Annotated in this window: 17 protein-coding genes; 5 read left to right on the forward strand and 12 right to left on the reverse strand. The window is 55.2% G+C overall.

Annotated features, from left to right (window positions below; all coding sequences use genetic code 11):
- Positions 1–148 precede the first annotated feature (148 nt).
- Both SR894_RS19080 and SR894_RS19085 read left to right on the forward strand, forming a co-directional pair.
- Positions 149–1,141, forward strand: coding sequence for a HipA domain-containing protein (locus SR894_RS19080; RefSeq protein ID WP_223288539.1), 993 nt, complete (start codon positions 149–151; stop codon positions 1,139–1,141).
- 1 nt (position 1,142) lies between these two features.
- On the forward strand, positions 1,143–1,883 hold the full coding sequence (locus SR894_RS19085; RefSeq protein WP_223288540.1) for an HIRAN domain-containing protein: 741 nt from the start codon (positions 1,143–1,145) through the stop codon (positions 1,881–1,883).
- A 95-nt stretch (positions 1,884–1,978) separates the two neighbouring features.
- Here the strand turns inward: SR894_RS19085 and folE2 are convergent, their stop codons facing one another.
- The 3 genes from folE2 to SR894_RS19100 form a co-directional block, all read right to left on the reverse strand.
- Positions 1,979–2,881 (reverse strand): GTP cyclohydrolase FolE2, encoded by a 903-nt coding sequence (folE2, locus tag SR894_RS19090; RefSeq protein WP_223288541.1) that lies wholly within the window; start codon positions 2,879–2,881, stop codon positions 1,979–1,981.
- A 61-nt stretch (positions 2,882–2,942) separates the two neighbouring features.
- Complete coding sequence (locus tag SR894_RS19095) at positions 2,943–3,776, reverse strand: metal ABC transporter permease (RefSeq protein WP_223288542.1); 834 nt, start codon at positions 3,774–3,776, stop codon at positions 2,943–2,945.
- On the reverse strand, positions 3,766–4,509 hold the full coding sequence (locus SR894_RS19100) for a metal ABC transporter ATP-binding protein (protein WP_223288543.1): 744 nt from the start codon (positions 4,507–4,509) through the stop codon (positions 3,766–3,768). Before SR894_RS19100 ends, SR894_RS19095 begins: the two co-directional genes overlap by 11 nt.
- Positions 4,510–4,627: 118 nt before the next feature.
- Here SR894_RS19100 and SR894_RS19105 point away from each other — a divergent pair, with 118 nt between their 5' ends.
- Positions 4,628–5,659, forward strand: a complete 1,032-nt coding sequence (locus tag SR894_RS19105) for a zinc ABC transporter substrate-binding protein (RefSeq protein ID WP_223288544.1) — start codon at positions 4,628–4,630, stop codon at positions 5,657–5,659.
- A gap of 28 nt (positions 5,660–5,687) precedes the next feature.
- Here the strand turns inward: SR894_RS19105 and SR894_RS19110 are convergent, their stop codons facing one another.
- The 9 genes from SR894_RS19110 to SR894_RS19150 form a co-directional block, all read right to left on the reverse strand.
- The gene (locus SR894_RS19110) at positions 5,688–6,332 is read right to left on the reverse strand and encodes a hypothetical protein (RefSeq protein WP_223288545.1); all 645 of its coding nucleotides are present in this window, start codon (positions 6,330–6,332) and stop codon (positions 5,688–5,690) included.
- A gap of 227 nt (positions 6,333–6,559) precedes the next feature.
- Positions 6,560–7,942, reverse strand: coding sequence for an L-serine ammonia-lyase (locus SR894_RS19115; RefSeq protein ID WP_223288546.1), 1,383 nt, complete (start codon positions 7,940–7,942; stop codon positions 6,560–6,562).
- A 322-nt stretch (positions 7,943–8,264) separates the two neighbouring features.
- Positions 8,265–9,131, reverse strand: a complete 867-nt coding sequence (purU, locus tag SR894_RS19120) for a formyltetrahydrofolate deformylase (RefSeq protein WP_223288547.1) — start codon at positions 9,129–9,131, stop codon at positions 8,265–8,267.
- Positions 9,132–9,206: 75 nt separating this feature from the next.
- Positions 9,207–9,839, reverse strand: coding sequence for a sarcosine oxidase subunit gamma (locus SR894_RS19125; RefSeq protein WP_223288548.1), 633 nt, complete (start codon positions 9,837–9,839; stop codon positions 9,207–9,209).
- Positions 9,832–12,882, reverse strand: coding sequence for a sarcosine oxidase subunit alpha family protein (locus SR894_RS19130; protein ID WP_223288549.1), 3,051 nt, complete (start codon positions 12,880–12,882; stop codon positions 9,832–9,834). The genes SR894_RS19125 and SR894_RS19130 overlap by 8 nt, the downstream gene beginning before the upstream one ends.
- Positions 12,879–13,220, reverse strand: coding sequence for a sarcosine oxidase subunit delta (locus SR894_RS19135; RefSeq protein WP_022521483.1), 342 nt, complete (start codon positions 13,218–13,220; stop codon positions 12,879–12,881). Before SR894_RS19135 ends, SR894_RS19130 begins: the two co-directional genes overlap by 4 nt.
- A 24-nt stretch (positions 13,221–13,244) precedes the next feature.
- Entirely contained in the window at positions 13,245–14,495 is a 1,251-nt protein-coding gene (locus SR894_RS19140) for a sarcosine oxidase subunit beta family protein (RefSeq protein WP_009286043.1), read from the reverse strand.
- 47 nt (positions 14,496–14,542) lie between these two features.
- Complete coding sequence (glyA, locus tag SR894_RS19145) at positions 14,543–15,856, reverse strand: serine hydroxymethyltransferase (protein WP_223288550.1); 1,314 nt, start codon at positions 15,854–15,856, stop codon at positions 14,543–14,545.
- 286 nt (positions 15,857–16,142) lie between these two features.
- Positions 16,143–17,249 carry an FAD-binding oxidoreductase gene (locus SR894_RS19150; RefSeq protein ID WP_223288551.1) on the reverse strand — a complete coding sequence of 369 codons (1,107 nt, stop codon included), beginning with the start codon at positions 17,247–17,249 and terminating at the stop codon, positions 16,143–16,145.
- Positions 17,250–17,611: 362 nt separating this feature from the next.
- Here SR894_RS19150 and SR894_RS19155 point away from each other — a divergent pair, with 362 nt between their 5' ends.
- On the forward strand, positions 17,612–18,898 hold the full coding sequence (locus SR894_RS19155) for an aromatic ring-hydroxylating oxygenase subunit alpha (RefSeq protein WP_133732025.1): 1,287 nt from the start codon (positions 17,612–17,614) through the stop codon (positions 18,896–18,898).
- 133 nt (positions 18,899–19,031) lie between these two features.
- Complete coding sequence (locus tag SR894_RS19160) at positions 19,032–19,670, forward strand: TetR/AcrR family transcriptional regulator (protein ID WP_027958318.1); 639 nt, start codon at positions 19,032–19,034, stop codon at positions 19,668–19,670.
- The last annotated feature ends 11 nt before the right edge of the window (positions 19,671–19,681 follow it).

Below are 19,681 nucleotides of genomic sequence, written 5' to 3' on the forward strand. Positions count from 1 at the left end.
CACCATAGCCATGCCGAGCCTAAGAGGATTTCATGGCTGTACATTATGTGTTTAGTTTAGGATTAAAAGTATCGTGGCTAGCTGGGTTGATCTGCAATACGGGAAGCGACGGGAGGACTTTGTTATTTCTAGGTAGGTAGATATCACCATGATTAATCGTGAAGGCATTCATCAGCGACCAGACCAAGTGATTGATATCACGAGTTGGGATGTTCACCAAGATTATGAAGTCTTTCCAGTAGGCGCTCGCGATAAATCACTCCGCGTCTGTCCTGACCCAGCTCCTTATGATTTTTGTATGCCTGGGCACCGTTATTTATTTAAAGAAGCTATCAAAAGCGCGAAAAACTCAGATAAGCCTCGCTACCCTGACCAATACTGGTCTGAGGTGATCGCCTTTCATATTGGCCGATTAATGGGGCTTACGCTCCCTCCCGTTTTTATTGCCATTGACTCGTCTCGAAACGAACCAGGTACAGTCAACGAATGGTTCATTGGCTATGATGATAGTAGAGAAGATCGCTATGTTGCTGGCGTAGATTACTTGCAACGGCTGATACCCGCTTTTGATGTAGATAAAGGAAGGCAGCATAATTTAACATCAATTATCGAACTAAGCCGTGTGCTAGAGAGAGGCGGATGGCTTACCCATGATTGGCGACAATACTGGGGGCTTTGCCTATGTTTTGATGCGTTAATTGGCAACACTGATCGCCATCAAGAGAATTGGGGAGTGATTTGGGGAGAAAACGGCCCAACTGCCCGTTACACGCCCTACTTTGATAATGGCACTAGCCTCGGTCACGAGTTGCAGCCCCAGAAAATGCAGCGCATGATGCGCGACCATAACGAATTCAATGCCTACCTTAAAAGAGGGCAGCACCACATGCGCTGGGCCAAAGGCGACAAAAAGCGCCTACCGCTTATTCAGGGCGTAACTCAGTATTGTCAGCAATTCCCTGCTATTCGACCAATACTGATAGAACGCTTACAACGTTGGTGCGATGATGACCTTAGAGACATCCTGAATGACTTAACTTACTTTGACATCCCACATCCCATTACCCAACAGCGTGCTGACTTCATTGCGTTTTTGACTCTGACAAGGAGAGAGCGCCTTTTACAGGCTCTGGAGAACTGATATGACCCGCTTAATCGAACACTTGGTGGAACCACACCGGCTGCTGCTTTATTGGCAGGCACGAGAGAGCAAAATGCGCTCTCGCTATCTAGTGGGAGAATTGGTCAAGCGGGACAATAACGTGGTTCTGGTGTATGCCCTGGATAGCTCAGAGATGGCAGAAGCAAAGCTTTTGGGCTTTCGAGGCTACCCGGCATTTTCTATGAGGCAAGCAGAGCACAATCATCAAGTACTGGAAGCTTTCACTCGCCGCTTGCCGCCACGCAGTCGCCGTGATTTTGGGCGTTATCTGGAACTGCGCGCTATCCCAGAGGATGCCAACATTAGCGACTTCGCTTTACTGGGTTACAGTGGCGCCAAGCTACCCAATGACGGTTTTGAACTTGTTCACCCTTTCGACAATCCACCTGAAACCTTCGAGGTATTAATCGAAATAGCGGGGTTCCGTCATGAATCACAGCTTGAAGCAACCGATTTACCAGTAGGCAGCAGCATCCAACTTCTGCCCGAGCCTGAGAACCCTGTCGATGCTAGCGCCATCCGTATCGAAAGCACCGGTCACAAACTGGGCTATGTGCCGAGGGGGCACCTCGACATGCTTCACCGCATGTTAGAAGAAGGCGCTACCCTCGAAGGGGAAGTGTTCCGCATAAACGGCACATCAGAACGCCCGCTTGTCTATGTTTTGACACGTATTTCAAAGGGCAACCTACCCTTTCAAGTGTTGAAAATGCAGGCTTAGGCCCTATTGAGGTTTCGAACCTAACGTTTTCGAACGACTCTTCCCGCTGCTTGCGCTTTGCATAGAGCGGGTAGGTCAGAGCGGCCTACCCGCAATCACCAATTCCACTCACTGCGCGCCACCGCGTCATGGGCATGCAGGCTTTCAGCATGCACGACCTTGAGCTGAAACCCTGACACCCTCGGCGCTTGTCGTAGTACTTTATCCAGCCGCCTTGCCGCGTCTTCACAGAACATCAGGTTTTGCCCATTGGCGAGGGCAAAGGCCTGTTCATCGATACGTTTTACCGCGGTTTGCAGCGCGGTACCGAGTGCTCGTTCGATACGGTCAATCGAGTTTTCTATCGAATTCGCGAGGGGCCATTCTCCGTTTTCGCTTTCAGATAAACGCAAACTGCATTCGACACTGCTGCGCTGACTATGGGGCGTTGCGAGTATCCCTTCTTCGCTGCCTAGCCACGCAGATACCGCAGATTTGGTTAACGGGATTTCTGAAAAATCCTCCTCAAAGGCCTGCTGAATCAGCTGCCTTGCCAGCGCCGCCGAGCAGGGGCAGGTGGACGAATAGCCCACTGTAAGGTCGAGTTCAGCCTGAAAGCCAGCGGGCGTTAATTGGCAGCGCAAGGTGAAGGGGTAACTTTTCCACCCGGCTAAAGGGCTGATCAAGGCTTGCCGCTTAAGCGCAAGCTCGCCTTCGATGCTGAGATAAGCATTCTGAGATAAGCCCTCTTGGCTGGTTAAAAATGCATTCAATATGTCCTTAACCGCTGGAAGTGTCAGCGGTGCTTCTTCAAGCGGTGCCAGCGCCAAATACAGCCGGGACATATGGATTCCCCGTGCATCAGCGTCATCCAGGCTAACCCCTGCACTGAGCTTGGCCGTCACACTGCGGCTGCCTAGTCGGATGGGGAGTGCGATGCCCTCCATGCCCACCCAGGTCAAAGCGGCCGGAGAGCGGGCGGTTTGGCTGGCTACATCAGGCAGGGTTAAAACAGTCATTTCGTTACCTCTTGGGATAGACGTGAAGCGGCGAGCAAACGCAGCCATTGCTACCACCGCGCTATTTATCGGAATGACAGGACGCGGGCTGGAGGCGCTGACGCAACAAGCGCCAGCCTTGGGTTGCAACCGTGGCCAGGGTGAACAGCACGGCGGCTAGCGTGACAATCGTCGGGCCAGTCGGCGTATCCATCATATAGGCGGCTCTCAGCCCTGACGTCACCGCCAGCATTGCAATCCCCGCGGCCAGAAGCGCCATAGATTCTGGCGTACGGCAAAAAGGCCGGGCGGTGGCCGCCGGGATGATCAACAAGGCGGCTATCAGCAGCACGCCCACTACTTTCAGCGCCACGGCGACGACCACTGCGAGCGCCAGGGTGAGCACCAGCTGTTCGCGCCGGGGTTGGATGCCGCTGGCATAGGCAAGCTCGTCGCTTAACGTGGCGGTCAATAACGATGACCAGCGCCAGAAAAGCAGCGTCAGCACCAGCGCCACTCCGCCGCCGATAATCCAGATATCCGTTTTCCCAACGGCCAGAATATCGCCAAACAGATAGGCACTCAGGTCGATGCGCACCCCGGCAAGAAACGACACAGCGACCAGGCCGATGGCCAGGGCCGAGTGCGCCATTACCCCGAGCAGGGTATCCATGGCATAGCCACGCCCACTGAGCATCGACACACAGCTTGCCATCACCAGGGCGACCGTCAGTACGCCCAAGAAGATGGAGACGTCCAATAACAGCGCTAACGCCACGCCCAGAATGGCGGCGTGGGCGGTCGCATCGCCGAAGTAGGCCATGCGCCGCCACACCACGAAACACCCCAGGGGCGCGGCGGCCATGGCTACCAATACACCGGCGATCATCGCCCGCCACATAAAATCATCCAACATTAGCGGCCTCCTGATGATGGTGGCGGTAGAGGGCTAAGGTCTGGGCGGTCTGATCGCCAAACAGCGCCTGATAGTCCGGCGATGAGGCCACTTGCTCGGGCTTGCCCTCGCAACAGATAACGCGATTCAGGCACAGCACGTGGTCAGCGGTACGCATAACGACGTGGAGATCGTGACTGACCATCAACACGGCGCAGCCATAGGTGCGGCGCACGGTTTCGATATGCTGGTAGAATTCTGCGGTGCCTCGGTGGTCGAGCCCTTGTGTCGCTTCATCAAGAATCAGAATGTCGGGCCTTGTCAGCAGCGCCCGGGCCAGCAGCACGCGTTGAAACTGTCCCCCCGAAAGTTCGCTCATCGCCGCATTGATCAAAGCCCCGGCACCAGCATCTTCCAGCGCCTTTTGCACATTGCGATTCGGGTTGCGACGCGGCAAGTTGATAAAACGCTTAACCGTCATGGGCAGGGTGGGATCCAGGTGCAGCCGTTGGGGCACATAACCGATACGCTGCTGCGGGGCGATGGTCACCTGACCCGATGTGGGCCTTACCGCACCGATCAGCGTTTTCACCAGCGTGGATTTCCCCGAGCCATTGGGGCCAATCAGGGTCACCACCTGCTCTCGATATAAATCGAGACTGATATTCTCAAGGATATGCTGTCCGCCGAATCGAACGTTCAAGTGGCGAACGTTCAGAATCGCATCGCTATCAGGAGGCTGAGCAAGCCGCATAATCGGAGGTCGTCTTTTGTGTATTTGTTATGTTATATCATATGATTAAAATATAGGCGAGTGTCAATGCCGATGGTCGAACCGAGAAAGGTCATATTTGATGATGAGGAGAACCTTAATGAATAACCGTTTAGCTCGTTTGTCTTGGCCGCTATTAGCGGCTTTTCCGCTGGTTGCCGCCGCAGACGCGCCGCGTGTGGCGGTGGATATTCCACCCGTGTATTCGCTGGTCGCCAAGGTGATGGGGGAGCGCGGCGATCCTGAGCTGTTTATTCAGCCCGGTGCCTCGCCGCATGGTTATTCGCTACGGCCTTCCGAAGCACAATCCCTCGATGATGCGGATCTGGTGGTATGGGTAAGCGACGGGCTGACGCCCTGGCTATCAGGCCCCATTGACAACCTGGCGGGTGATGCACGCCACCTTGAGCTAATGGATGTGCCTGGCATCACCACATTGGAATACCGCGAAGGCACGACCTTTGCGCTCAACGATGGGGATGAACACGGTCACGGGCACCATGATCACGATCATCATGAGCATGATCACGGCGATCACGAACACCACCACCATGAAGACAGCCATGACGAAAGTGGGCACGATCATGACCACCACGGTCATGATCACAGCCATACTGGCATGAATCCCCATGCTTGGCTGGATCCTGCTAATGCCCGCCGTTGGCTGGATGCCATCGCCGAACAGTTAAGTGAGATCGACCCTGATAACGCCGCTTACTACCGCAACAAGGCCGCCCAGGGCAAGAAGGACTTAACCAGCCTTCAGGAGACTCTTCAAGACCGTTTAGCCAACAGCGCCGACACCCGCTTTATTGTCTTCCATGATGCTTACCAGTATTTCGAGGAAGCCTTTAACGTGCACGCGGCAGGCGCCATTTCCATCGGCGATGCATCGTCACCCAGCCCGGCACGTATTGAGGAACTACAAACGCTGGTGAATGACGAAAATATCCAGTGCGTTTTCAGTGAGCCCCAGTTCAATCCGCAGATGGTCAATAATGTCTTTGGCGATACGTCCGCTTATATCGGCGTCATGGATCCCTTGGGCGTGGGCCTGACGCTGGATGCTGGCCTTTACGAAGCGCTACTGGATCAGCTGGCTAATGAGATTGCGCGCTGCACCGATGCCTAAACAGCGGCTTCCTTAAACAGCTTTTTTATTAAATAGCTTTTTTCTTGAATAACTCTCCAAGTTGATAAAGGTCATGCATATACCGATCCAACGTTGAGATAAGGAAGGTCATGAAGATAAAGGCATAAATAACCAGCATGACGATCAGGGGTTCGTTTAGCCAGGCCAGAAAAGGCGTCGATATCGGATAGCTAATCGTGTAGACAGTCATGGCCGCTAATAGCTGAACCAGGAAACAATTAACAATCACCAGGGTAATCAACGCTGCTCGTATATTCACATTCGGCAGCGTTGTTTTCCAAAACGGCAAGTGGCGTACTGTTATGCGGTTTCGCTCAGCACTTTCTCTAACGCCGTTAAAACTCAATCTGTTTTTACGCCGCAGTAAAGGGATTGCATAGCTGCCTGCTTCCTCATCAGAAAACGCTGCCAAGGCGATATCCCGATCGAATTCAGCGCCCAAGGCATTGGCCGCCACTTGATCGAAATCTGCCCACGCATGGTTTTGTTGGGCGGTTTTAGCTTGGTCAGAAAGCGTTTTTAAGCGGCTTTTATCGGCCTTCGATAACTTCTTATCGTTGCCGACGTTTATATTGTAATGAATTTCGTAGACCTGATATAAAGCAACGGTCACACCCATAAAAATCATAAAAAACACAATATATATCAACATGCTAACAGGCACCTCCTAAACAGAACCGAATCAGCTAGGCGAAAACAATTTTGTTAGCCTTCAAACTAACTCAAGGACTATGCCTGTATACGGCTGATAAGTACAGGCTCAGAAAGCCTCAGAAAAAGCAGATCAGATCAACTGACGAGTGGTCGCCCCTCTACAAAAACGCCGGATTCCTGCCTCAGCAGGTATCCGGCGTTTGTCGCTACTCCAGCAGGCGCTGGTTAACACTCAACGGCATTAACCGCCAATCCACCTTTGGATGTCTCTTTATACTTATCCAACATATCTCTCCCCGTATCGCGCATGGTACGAATCACTTTATCTAGCGATATAAAGTGAGTGCCATCGCCGCGCAGTGCCATCTGAGCGGCATTGATCGCCTTTACCGTTGCGATAGCGTTGCGCTCAATACAAGGGACTTGAACCAACCCTCCAACGGGGTCACAGGTTAACCCTAAATTGTGCTCCAAGCCGATTTCGGCCGCATGCTCGACTTGTTCGGGAGTGCCCCCCATCACATCAGCCAAGCCAGCGGCTGCCATGGCACAAGCTGAGCCAACCTCCCCCTGGCAGCCCACTTCGGCGCCGGAGATTGAGGCATTTTTCTTACACAGAATGCCAATGGCGCCTGCCGCCAGCAAAAAATCCACCACGTTTTTCTCACAGGCGTTGGGCTGAAACTTCATATAGTAGTGTAAGACGGCGGGTATGATGCCTGCGGCACCATTGGTGGGCGCAGTGACCATGCGCCCACCTGCGGCGTTTTCTTCGTTGACGGCGAGGGCAAAGATATTCACCCACTCCATCGCTGAGAACGTCGAGGCTATCAGGCAATCATTCTGCTCTGTCGCTTGAAGACGCTGGTGAAGCAGCTTAGCCCTTCGCTTAACTTTTAACCCGCCCGGCAGTATCCCTTCGTGGGTTAATCCATTGTCGATGCATTCACACATCACTTGCCAGATACGCCACAGTTCGTTTCTGACCTCCTCCTCCGTCCGCCATACTTTCTCATTTTCCAACATCAGCCGACTGACACTTAGCTGCTCTTTTTTACATAGCGCCAAGAGCTCGTCTGCTGTATCGAAGTTATAAGGAATGGTTACGCCACCCAAATCGTCCAGCGGCATATCCACCTGGGCCTGTTCAACCACAAAGCCGCCGCCCACTGAGTAATAGGTATTTTCGTACACCAAGTCGCCCTGATGCGTAAAAGCCGCCAGCTTCATGGCATTGGGGTGATGAGGCAAACTCTCCTCATGAAAATAAAGGTCACTCTCCCAAACAAACTTCACTGCTTTTTGTCGACCCAGCTGTAATGACTGGCTCTCTTTAAGCGCTTCGATGGCTGGCTCAATAATCGAGGGATCTATTGTGCTAGGACGTTCCCCCATCAATCCCATAATAATGGCGTTATCGGTGGCATGTCCGATACCCGTGGCGGATAACGAGCCATAAAGATGGACTTCAAGATGCCCTACCTCATCGAGCAGGCTGTTTTCGCGCAGGGTTGTGACATACTTAAAAGCCGCCTGCATGGGCCCGACGGTATGGGAACTGGAGGGGCCTACTCCAATCTTAAAAAGGTCGAAAACACTGATAGGCATTGGAGCACCTCTTGACGTATAAACAGGGGAAAATCAGGCGAAGCCTGAACGTTTTTATAAGTTATTTGATGTGGTGATAAATAAAACTAAACTATCTTTTATTGACGATATATTTATGGCTTTTCGTTATTCGTATGGAATCATTTCTGCCAGCCTAATAGCAGACCTGTGGGAGGGAGCTTCAGCTCGCGAATATTTGAGCTTATCGCCCGCTGAAGCGGCCTCCCACAACAGGTAGCTGGCTTAGTGGCTGCGATCTGAACCGCGAGATACAAAAAAGCCGATCAATCTCAAATCTACATTAGATGACGAATAACCAAAATTAGTTACCAAACACCACCGTACGCCCTGAATAAAAGAACACACGGCGTTCCAAGTGGTAGCTAATCGCTCTCGCCAGCGTCAGGCACTCGATATCACGCCCCTTGGCAACCAGATCCTCTGGGTAGTGGGTGTGATCCACTGGCTCGACCCCTTGGGCAATAATGGGCCCTTCATCAAGGTCATTATTAATGTAGTGGGCCGTTGCGCCGACTAGCTTAACCCCTTTCTCATACGCCTGATGATAAGGCTTGGCGCCTTTAAAACCGGGCAGCAGTGAGTGGTGAATATTGATGGCCCGGCCGGCTAAGAGCTCACACATAGAGGGCGAAAGCACTTGCATATACCTTGCCAGCACCACCAGCTCAGCGTCGGTATCCGCGATGATTTCGCGTATCTGCGCTTCCTGCTGCAATTTCGTCTCGGGCGTGATCGGCAGGTAGTGGTAGGGCAAATCGTGCCATGCTGCCAACGGCTCCAGATCAGGATGATTGGAAATCACCGCCTTAATATCCAGCGGAAGCTGGCCCGTCCGATAACGGTAGAGAAGATCATTCAAGCAGTGATCGGCCTTGGAGACCATAATCACGGTGCCGGTGCGTTTGCCAGGGGCCGTCAATTCGAACTGCATATCGAATTCGTTGGCTCTTGCTGAAAAATCGGTGTGAAAGCGCTCTTCATGAAACTCATCTTGCTCTGGGCGAAACTCGGCGCGAATGAAAAAGCGTCCGCCGAGCCGATCATCGAAAGAGTTGAGTTCAGTGATATAGCACTGCTGCTCTTTTAGAAAGCGCGTGACGACGTCCACCGTTCCCAAGCGGCTGGGGCATTGGGCGGCCAGTATCCAGGTATCACTCATTCGGCTCATAGTGCATGCTTCTCAGTTAGCGGCAGACCGTTGCGGAAGATCATAGCGGCCGGAACAGCGTTCCGGCCTGCCCGCTTATTGTTGTACGTTGACGCCATACTCTGCCGCTGCATCCAGCAACCAGCGATAGCAGTAGTCGGCAAAGCTGCGCCGGATCACCAGCTCCCAGCGATCTTCACTGGGACGGCGAATGATGGTAGTTGCCTTGCCGAAGACGGTAGTGACACCCTTCCCCACCGGGAAATTGCTGGGATGAACGTCGTAGATCACCGTTTTCATCAACAGCTCTCGGGCCGCCTCGCCGGAAAGCTCTAGCACTGTTTGTCCACCACTAACGTCACTAATCGCGAAGTGGGCGTCTCCCAGACGCTCACGCAGCTGCGTCTCCAGTGGGAACTCTTCCCCACCGGGTACAATCACCAGCCACTCGTCCGGGGAAAGCCACTGAATGGAGCGCTCGCCGCTGGCATCAAGCACCAGCGCCTGGGGTTTGCCAGGCAGGCTGATCCCCAGTACCTCGCGCACCGCCTCATCAAGCACGATGGCGCCACCACGCAGGATCAGATGCCCCTGCATTGCCCGCTCGCGTAGCTTAAGACGGTAACCGCTGCCCCGAGGAGCGCCACTGTGACGATAGCTATAAGCTAACGGGGACTCTACCGGGATCGCGGTATCAGTACGTGTGTCGAAAGTAGCCGCGTTAGACATGCTGGCGCTCTCCCTTGGGATCGTAGAAAACAGTGCTGACGATTTCAGCTTCATGGGTCTGGCCGTCTGCCATGGGCAGGTAAACCGTTTCACCCAACTTCTGATGGCCACCCTTAACCACCGCTAGCGCAAAGCCTGAATCCAGAATCGGGCTGTAGTAGCTGGAGGTAACATGCCCCACCATCGGCATGGGAATCGCATGCTTGGGATCAAGCACAATCTGGGCCCCCTCTTCGAGGATCACCTTCGGATCCTTGGGCCGGAGCCCCACCAACTGCTTGCGGTTTTCGCGTTTGGTGTCACTGCGCGTCAGGGCCCGCTTACCAATCCATGAGTAGGGCTTGTCGTAGCCTACGCACCACTGCATACCCAAGTCTTCCGGCGTCACGGAGCCGTCGGTTTCCTGTCCCACGATGATGAAGCCCTTTTCAGCACGCAGAACGTGCATGGTTTCGGTGCCATAAGGCGTCAAGCCGTACTTCTCGCCATGTTTGAACAGGGTTTGCCACACGTGCATGGCATAATTGGCTTGCACGTTGATCTCGAAGGTCAGCTCGCCGGTAAAGGAGATGCGAAAGACCCGTGCCGGCACGCCCGCCACTTTCCCGGAGCGCCAATCCATGAACTTGAAGCTATCGCGGTCAAGATCGATATCACTGATCTCGGCGAGCAGCTTGCGCGCTTCCGGGCCAGTGATGGTCATGGTGGCCCAGTGGTCAGTCACCGAAGAGAAGTAGACATCCAGTTCCGGCCACTCGGTTTGATGCCACAGCTCCAGCCATTCCAGGATCGCGGCAGCGCCACCGGTAGTGGTGGTCATCAAAAAGTGGTTTTCAGCCAGGCAGCTGGTCACACCGTCGTCGGTGACCATGCCATCGTCTTTACACATCAGGCCGTAACGGCATTTACCAACCGCCAGTTTCTCCCACTTGTTGGTGTAGACCCGCGCCAGGAATTCACGCGCATCCGGCCCCTGGATATCGATCTTGCCAAGCGTTGAGGCATCGAGGATACCGACCTTCTCGCGCACTGCCAGACACTCGCGGGCAACCGCTTCATGCATCGTCTCGGTCTTGCCATTCACCTTCTCTGGGTAGTACCAGGGGCGCTTCCACTGACCGACGTCCTCGAACTCGGCGCCGCGCTCTACGTGCCACTGGTGCAGCGCGGTGTAGCGCTCGGGGTCGAACAGGTCACGGCAGTGGCGACCAACGATGGCGCCAAAGGTGACCGGGGTGTAGTTAGGACGGAACACCGTAGTGCCCACCTCGGGAATGGAGCGATTCAAGCAACGGGCGGCAATCGCCATGCCGTTAATGTTGCCCAGCTTGCCCTGATCCGTACCGAAGCCCATCGCGGTATAGCGCTTGATGTGCTCGATGGACTCGAAGCCTTCCCGGGTTGCCAGCTCGATACCCGCCGCGGTGACGTCGTTCTGCAGGTCGACGAACTGCTTGGGGCCGCGCAGCGTTGGCTTCTCGTGAGGCACCTGGAAGAGGGCCACCGCAGGCCCTTGCTGCAGACGCTCAGCGCTCGGCAGAGTGACCGTCTGAACGGCATGGCCCATGGCGGCCGCTGCCTTGATGCCCGCCTCGACACCTTCTGCCAGCACGTCACCCAGGGCATAGCAGCCGTTGGCACCGCCACAGGCCTGAACGCCCTTCACCAGCCCCGGCACGAAGCCAATAATATCGTCGCGCCAGTTAGGCCGCGCCCCGGTGTGAGAAGCCAGGTGAATCACCGGGCTGTAGCCGCCGGAGCTGGCGATGGTATCGCAGGCCAACTCCTGAACCGGGCCGCTCACTTTAAAAGCCTCAATATCGATCTTGGCGACTCGTGCCGCGGTGACCCGATTGCTGCCCTTCGCCTCGATAACGGCGCTGCCGGTAATAATTTTGATGCCCTGAGCGCGAGCGGCATCGACCCAGTCGCCCGCCGGCGCCTCACGGGCGTCCACGATAGCGACAACCTCGCAGCCGGACTCTTTCCAGTCCAGGGCAGCGCGGTAGCCGTAGTCGTTGCTGGTGGAGAGCACCATCTTGCGGCCCGGTGCCACGCCATAGCGGCGAATGTAGGTCGACACAGCGCCAGCCAGCAGGTTCCCCGGCACGTCATTGCCCGCGTATACCAGCGGACGCTCGTGGGCGCCCGTGGACAGGATCACCTGACCAGCGCGTACCCGGTGCAGGCGTGCGCGTACCTGACGGTGGCCATTTTCCACCGGTGCAGTATCGCCCAGGTGTTCGGTGCGCCGCTCATGCAGGGTAACGAAATTGTGATCGTGATAACCGTTGGCCGTAGTACGTGGCAGCAGCGTGACGTTCTCGCAGCCCGCCAACTCGTCCATCACCCGGGCAACCCACTGATCCGCTGGCTTGCCTTCCAGGGTTTCACGACTGGCCAGCAGCGAGCCGCCCATCTCTTCCTGCTCATCGGCAACGATCACCCGAGCGCCGCTGCGCGCGGCGGCCAGCGCCGCCGCAAGTCCTGCGGCGCCTGCGCCAACGACCAGCACATCGCAGTGCTGATTGAAGTGATCATAGTTATCCGGATCGGCTTCCATGGGGCTGCGACCCAGCCCCGCCGCCTTGCGGATGTACTTCTCGTAGGTCAGCCACATCGAGGCCGGTGCCATGAAGGTCTTGTAGTAGAAGCCCGGCGGCATGAACTGACCGCCCAGCTTGCCGAACAGGCCCATCAGGTCGCGCTGTACGTTCGGCCAGCCATTGGTGCTGCTGGCGGCCAGGCCGTCATATAGCGCCTGCTGGGTGGCGCGTACATTGGGCACCTGGGCCGCTTCACTGCTGCCTAGCTGTACGATGGCGTTGGGCTCCTCAGCACCCGCAGCGACAATGCCGCGGGGCCGGGAGTATTTAAAGCTGCGGTTAACGATATCCACACCGTTAGCTAGCAGCGCTGAGGCCAGAGTATCCCCAGGGTGCCCTTGGTAACGCTGGCCGTTAAAGGTAAAGCTCAACGTGCGGGAGCGATCGATACGGCCGCCCGTGTTAAGGCGGTACACTTGTTGCTTGGACTGACTCATGCCCGCACTCCTTCTTGTTGGCTTACCGCAGCGCCCTCGCGAGCCTGGCTCTGGCTGTCGGCGGTAATCGACGGCTGCTCGCCCATTTTGTAAGTCTCGAGAATTTCGTAGCTCACGGTGTGGCGCGTCACGTTGAAAAACTTGCGGCAACCCACCGCGTGCACCCACATTTCATGGTGAACACCACGGGGGTTGTCACGGAAGAACAGGTAGTCACCCCACTCTTCGTCACTACACGCCTCGGGCTCCTTGGGGCGCTCGATATGCGCCTGGCCCTTGGGGTGGAACTCCTCTTCCTCACGGTGTTCGCCGCAGTAGGGGCAGTAGATATAGAACATGCGGATATTCCTCTCGTATGAACCCTAGTGGGCCACGCCGGCAGCGCCGTGTTCGTCGATCAGCGCACCGCTATGGAAGCGGAACATGGAGAACGGCTCGGCAATGGGGTGCATCTCCCCCTTGGCTAGGCTGGCGGCAAACACATGCCCCGATCCCGGCGTCGCCTTGAAGCCGCCGGTGCCCCAACCGCAGTTGAAGTACAGGCCTTTCACTGGCGTTTTGGAGATAATCGGACAGGCATCCGGGCAGGTATCAACAATACCGCCCCACTGACGATTCATGCGCACCCGCGAGAAGATCGGGAACATCTCGACGATCGCCTGAAGCGTGTGCTCCACGGTGGGATAGCTGCCGCGTTGACCATAGCCGTTGTAGCCGTCGATGCCCGCGCCGATCACCAGGTCGCCCTTGTCGGACTGGCTGATGTAGCCATGCACCTGGTTCGACATCACCACCGTATCGAGAATCGGTTTGATCGGTTCAGACACCAAGGCTTGCAGCGGATGGGACTCTAACGGCAAGTTAAAGCCGCCCATCTTGGCCAGCACAGAGGAGTTACCGGCAGTCACACAACCGACGGTTTTGGCTTCAATATCGCCACGGTTGGTGTGTACACCGTAGATCTGGCCATCACGAATCTTGAAGCCAGTCACTTCAGTCTGCTGCAGAATGTCCACGCCGTGGGCATCGGCACCGCGGGCATAGCCCCAGGCCACCGCATCGTGGCGGGCCACGCCAGCACGCGGCTGCCAGGAGGCACCCATGACCGGGTAACGCGCGTTTTTGGAGCAGTCCATAATCGGCACCAGCTCCTGCACCCCTTTGGCGTCTAATACTTCGCCGTCAATGCCATTCAGCCGATTGGCATTCACCCGACGCTGGATATCGCGCATGTCCTGCAGGGTATGCCCCAGGTTGAGCACCCCCCGCTGGGAGAACATGACGTTGTAGTTAAGGTCTTGGGAAAGCCCTTCCCACAGTTTCATGGCGTGCTCATAGAGAGCGGCCGATTCGTCCCATAGGTAGTTGGAACGTACGATGGTGGTATTACGGGCGGTGTTACCACCGCCCAGCCAGCCTTTTTCGATCACTGCGACATTTTTGACGCCGAACTCTTTGGCCAGGTAGTAAGCCGTGGCCAAGCCATGACCACCACCGCCAACGATGATCACATCGTACTGCTTCTTGGGCGTTGGATTACGCCACTGGCGCTCCCAGTTCTCGTGGTGGCTCAGCGCGTGCTTGACCAGGCCGAAGCCGGAATAGCGTTGCATAGGTGTCTCCTCAGTTCAGCCGCGCCGGGCCCTGCCGGCAAGCCAATTCAAGCAATGGATTCGACGGCTTCAGCGGCGGACTCAGCGTAGACAGGGTGCTGGGCACACACGTCGGTCACTTTGGCCTGCACCTCAGCTTCAATGGAGGTCGTGTCTTTGCCTGCCGCCAATTCGTCTAAGATGTCGCAGATCCATCCAGCCAGCTCGCTACACTCCTCGGCATCGAAGCCACGCGTGGTGACCGCGGGGGTGCCAATACGCAGGCCAGAGGTCACAAAGGGGCTTTGCGGGTCGTTGGGCACCGTGTTTTTATTCACCGTGATATGTGCGCGGCCAAGGGCTGCATCCGCATCTTTACCGGTAATGCCTTGGCGTATAAGCGAAACCAAAAAGAGGTGGTCGTCGGTGCCGCCGGACACCACGTCGTAGCCGCGCTCCATAAACACTTTGGCCATGGCCTGGGCGTTATCGATCACCTGCTGCTGGTAGCGCACAAACTCCTGGTTCATGGCTTCCTTGAACGCTACCGCTTTGGCGGCAATCACATGCATCAGCGGGCCGCCCTGCTGCCCCGGAAATACCGCCCCATTGAGCTCCTTGTAAAGAGCCTCGTCACCATGGGCGGAGAGAATCAAACCACCCCGTGGGCCGCGCAGCGTTTTATGGGTGGTGGTGGTGACCACATGCGCAAAAGGGAGCGGGCTCGGATAGAGGCCAGCGGCCACCAAACCAGCCACGTGGGCCATATCGACCATCAACCAGGCGCCTACCTCATCGGCAATAGCGCGAAAACGGCGCCAATCCACCACGCGAGAGTAAGCGGAGAAGCCCGCGATGATCATCTTCGGCTGGTGCTCGCGAGCTAAGCGCTCGACTTCTTCGTAGTCGATCTCGCCGGTTTCTGGCTTGAGGCCATACTGTACGGCGTTGTAGTGCTTACCCGAGAAATTGGGGGCAGCACCATGGGTTAAGTGCCCACCGTGGGCAAGACTCATACCCAATACGGTATCGCCCGGCGATACCAGCGCCATAAACACAGCGGCATTGGCCTGGGCCCCGGAGTGCGGCTGCACATTGGCATAATTGGCACTAAAAAGGTGGCAGGCTCGCTCAATGGCCAAGGCTTCAACCTTGTCCACGAACTCACAACCACCGTAGTAACGGCGACCTGGATAGCCTTCTGCATACTTGTTGGTTAGCTGTGTACCTTGCGCTTCCATGACAAGTTTGCTGGTATAATTTTCGGAGGCGATTAATTCAATATGCGCTTCTTGGCGAGTCGTTTCTTCAGCAATTGCTTCCGCAAGCAAGGTGTCGTAACTAGCCAAACGTGCATTAGGGGAAAAATTATTTTGAAGCATTACCGCCTCCTCATTAGTCACTTTTTTATTAAGTGCTGGACATACTCTTTAATGCTGATAAACCCAGGTCGCTTTCAACCAAAGTCCCTATCAACGCGTTCTTACCGCGATACTATCGTTGGAGTCCGGGCCCAAGATGCTTGCCGACGTCACCACGCGATGTATTTGCGACATCGGCAACATTTAGCCGATACCACGCCTGACGCTGCCAAAAAAGCAAAGCGCCCTAGACGGACGAGTAACCGTTTAGGGCGCTTATAACTCAGCAGTTAGATGCTTGTATGGGCTAGAAATCGACGACCAGATCTCCTTTCGGCCGACTGCAGCAGGACAGAATGTAGCCTTCTTCAACATCCTCCTCCGTAATACCGCCGTTATGTTCCATTTCCACTTCACCCGACTTAAGCTCTACCCGGCAAGTACCGCAAATTCCCATACCACAAGCCTTGGGAATATGCAGCCCCAGCTTGGCCGCCGCCGCATGAACCGTCTCACCCGGCTGGATACGCACACTTTTCCCTGAAGAGGCGAATTCGATGCTGTGCAGATCGCTGACATCGACATTTTCGGCGTCGACCTCTGCCTGTTCGGCCAGTTCAAGTACATCTTCACGTACCTCAACCGGCGTAGCGCCAAACGACTCTTCATGGTAGTGATCCATATTGAAGTTGTTGGCACGAAGAATATTTTTGATGGCGTTCATGTAGGGGGTCGGGCCGCAGCAGAAGATTTCCCTCTCCATAAAGTCCGGCACAATGAGCTCGAACAGCGGCTGGGTCAGATAGCCACGGTAGCCGGCCCAGGCCTCGCCAATATCTTCCTTGCTCTCGCAGATGATATGCAGCTTGAACTCAGGAATGCGCGAAAACATATGCACCAGCTCGCGGTGATAAATCACATCACGGGGGGCTCGAGCGCTATGGATGAACTCAACGTCAACAGCGGCGTTGGTATCAAAAAGCCAGCGTGTCATGGACATCAAGGGGGTAATGCCCACACCGCCAGAGAGAAAAAGCACTTTTTCGGCAGGGAAATCGATAGAGTTGAAATTGCCTACCGGCCCGTGCACTACCAGCTCATCACCTACTTTTAAATTTGCGTGCAGCCAATTAGAGACTTTACCGCCCGGTACTTGTTTAACGGTGATGGAAAAGCTGTAAGGAATGGAGGGCGAGCTGGAAATCGTATAGGAGCGCATGATCGGCTGATTATCGATCTCAAGCTCGAGGGTCACGAACTGACCGGGCTTGAAGAAGAACAGCACAGGTTGCTCAGCCATAAAACAGAACGTGCGTACATCCTGGGTTTCCTGGATTACCTTAACGCAACGTACCTGATGGCGGCCGTTGGTCCAGGTTTGGGTCGTGACCGGATTGAAGAAATTAGTTGTCATTATCGCCTCTGCCTGACCAGCCTTCATCACTATTCATCACCGAGCCGTATTTGCTGTACGGCCAGCACCTTTGAGCTGCATTTTGAGGACGCGCCTCTTAGCCGACTTACCTGACAGCGACTCGCACTTACCTCGTGCCACTCTTTATCGTTTAGAAACCTCTTTTTGAGTCGCCACTACGCCACCTAATGTCGCGGGTAGATAACTGGCAGGGGCTAGCCTGCAACACAATCTCTCCCTGACGTCAGACCACATTTGAATAAAACGCCAGGTTACGCAACAGAACAACAAGATAAGAAATCTTGACTAACGGCCGTATCGCAGCCCTTGAGGGGGAAGCGGTGGTTTACGAGGATACTGGTATGGAAAAAAGTACTTTCACTATGATGGACGACCCACTTGCAGCAGCTCGTGAGTCAACGGCCCAGATGTTGCAAACACGGGGGCGCACCTTTTCGCTTCCGCAGCCGTTTTATAACGATGCCCGTCTGTTCGCTCTTGATATGCAAGAGGTCTTCGAAAAGGAGTGGCTGTTTGCCGGCATGACATGCGAGATCCCTACCAAGGGTAACTTCATGACATTGGATATTGGCAACAATCCCATCGTCATTGTGCGCGGCAATGAAGGCGTTATTCATGCATTTCACAATGTTTGCCGCCACCGCGGTTCGCGTCTTTGTGTAAAGGATAAGGGTAAAGTTGCAAAACTCGTCTGTCCGTATCACCAGTGGACCTACGAACTTGATGGTCGCTTGCTGTTTGCCGGCAGCGACATGGGCACTGACTTCGACCTCAACCAGTTTGGCCTCAAGCCGGTCAACGTGCGCACCGCCGGCGGCTTCATCTTTATCAACCTGAGCGATGAACCGCCCGCGATTGACGATTTTCTGCAAACGCTTGAGCATTACCTTGAGCCGTACCAGATGGACAACGTCAAGGTCGCCGTCGAATCCAGTATCGTCGAGCAAGCCAACTGGAAGCTCGTGATCGAAAACAACCGCGAGTGCTATCACTGCAACGGCGCGCACCCTGAGCTGCTGAATTCATTGCAAGAGTTTGATGACACTGAGGATCCGCGTGCAACGCCCGCCTACAAGGAACTGGTGGCATGCAAACAAGCAGATTGGGATGAGGAAAAAGTTCCCTATCAGTTGAAGCGCTTTGGCAAACGCAACCGCCTGACCCGCACGCCGCTGCTGGATGGCATTGTCTCCATGACAATGGACGGTAAACCCGGCTGCAAGAAGCTAATGGGTCGATTAACAAGCCCCGACATGGGCTCTCTGCGCATCCTGCATCTGCCCAATTCTTGGAATCACTTCATGGGCGATCACGCGGTGGTATTTCGCGTGCTACCGCTTGGCCCGCAGCAAACCGTGGTGACCACCAAGTGGCTGGTTCATAAAGATGCCGTAGAGGGCGTTGATTACGATCCCGACCAACTACGCCGGGTGTGGGATGCGACCAACGACCAGGATCGCCAACTGGCCGAAGAGAACCAGCGTGGCATTAACTCCAAGGCTTACCAGCCCGGCCCTTACTCTGAAACCTATGAGTTCGGTGTTATCGACTTTATCGATTGGTACGCCGCCCGGATGCTTGAGAATTTAGGACAAGACACCCCTTCGCTACAGTTAGCGCAAGGTTAAAACTTGAAAGATCAAGGCAGCGACGCTTACCGTCACTAGGACTTAAGCATAGTAGCTGGCAAGGTGTACACATAAGAGACACCTGTGTACACTTTGCCACACTATACCTAGACTATTCTTAGAGACCTGCTCAATGCCATCCACCGATATTCCCGCTGCCAAGGGTTCTCAAGACGTCTGGCTTGATGCGGCGTTTGAGCTGCTACTGGAATCGGGCGTCGATAGCGTGCGCATTCTTTCCCTGGCCAAGCGACTAAAGCTCTCTCGAACCAGCTTCTACTGGTTCTTCAAGGATCGCGAGGCCCTACTGGAGGCACTGATTGCACGCTGGCGTGAAAAGAATACCCAAGGGCTAGTGCATCAGACCGAAGCCTATGCCGAGAATATCGTCGAGGCGATGCTCAATGTCTTCGACTGCTGGCTGGATCCTAAACTGTTCGACTCCCCGCTAGAGTTCGCCATGCGCAGCTGGGCGCTCCAGTCAGCGTCAGTCGTGAGTGAAATCGATGCGGCTGATGCCACCCGTATCGAAGCACTGGCGCGCATGTTCCAGCGCTACGGCTATGATCCGCTGGCGGCCAACGTTCGTGGTCGCACCATCTACCTAACCCAGATCGGCTATATCTCGATGAAGACCCAGGAACCGCTCGAAGTGCGTATGCAGCGCATCCCCGCCTATGTCGAAATCTTCACCGGCCAGCCGCCTGGTTCCAGAGAATTGCAACGCTTCCATGCCCGCCATGGATATTATTCTCCTACCGGCACTTACTAGCCCACAGCAAG

It is taken from the genome of Vreelandella neptunia (genome assembly GCF_034479615.1).
GTDB classification, from domain to species: Bacteria; Pseudomonadota; Gammaproteobacteria; order Pseudomonadales; family Halomonadaceae; genus Vreelandella; species Vreelandella neptunia.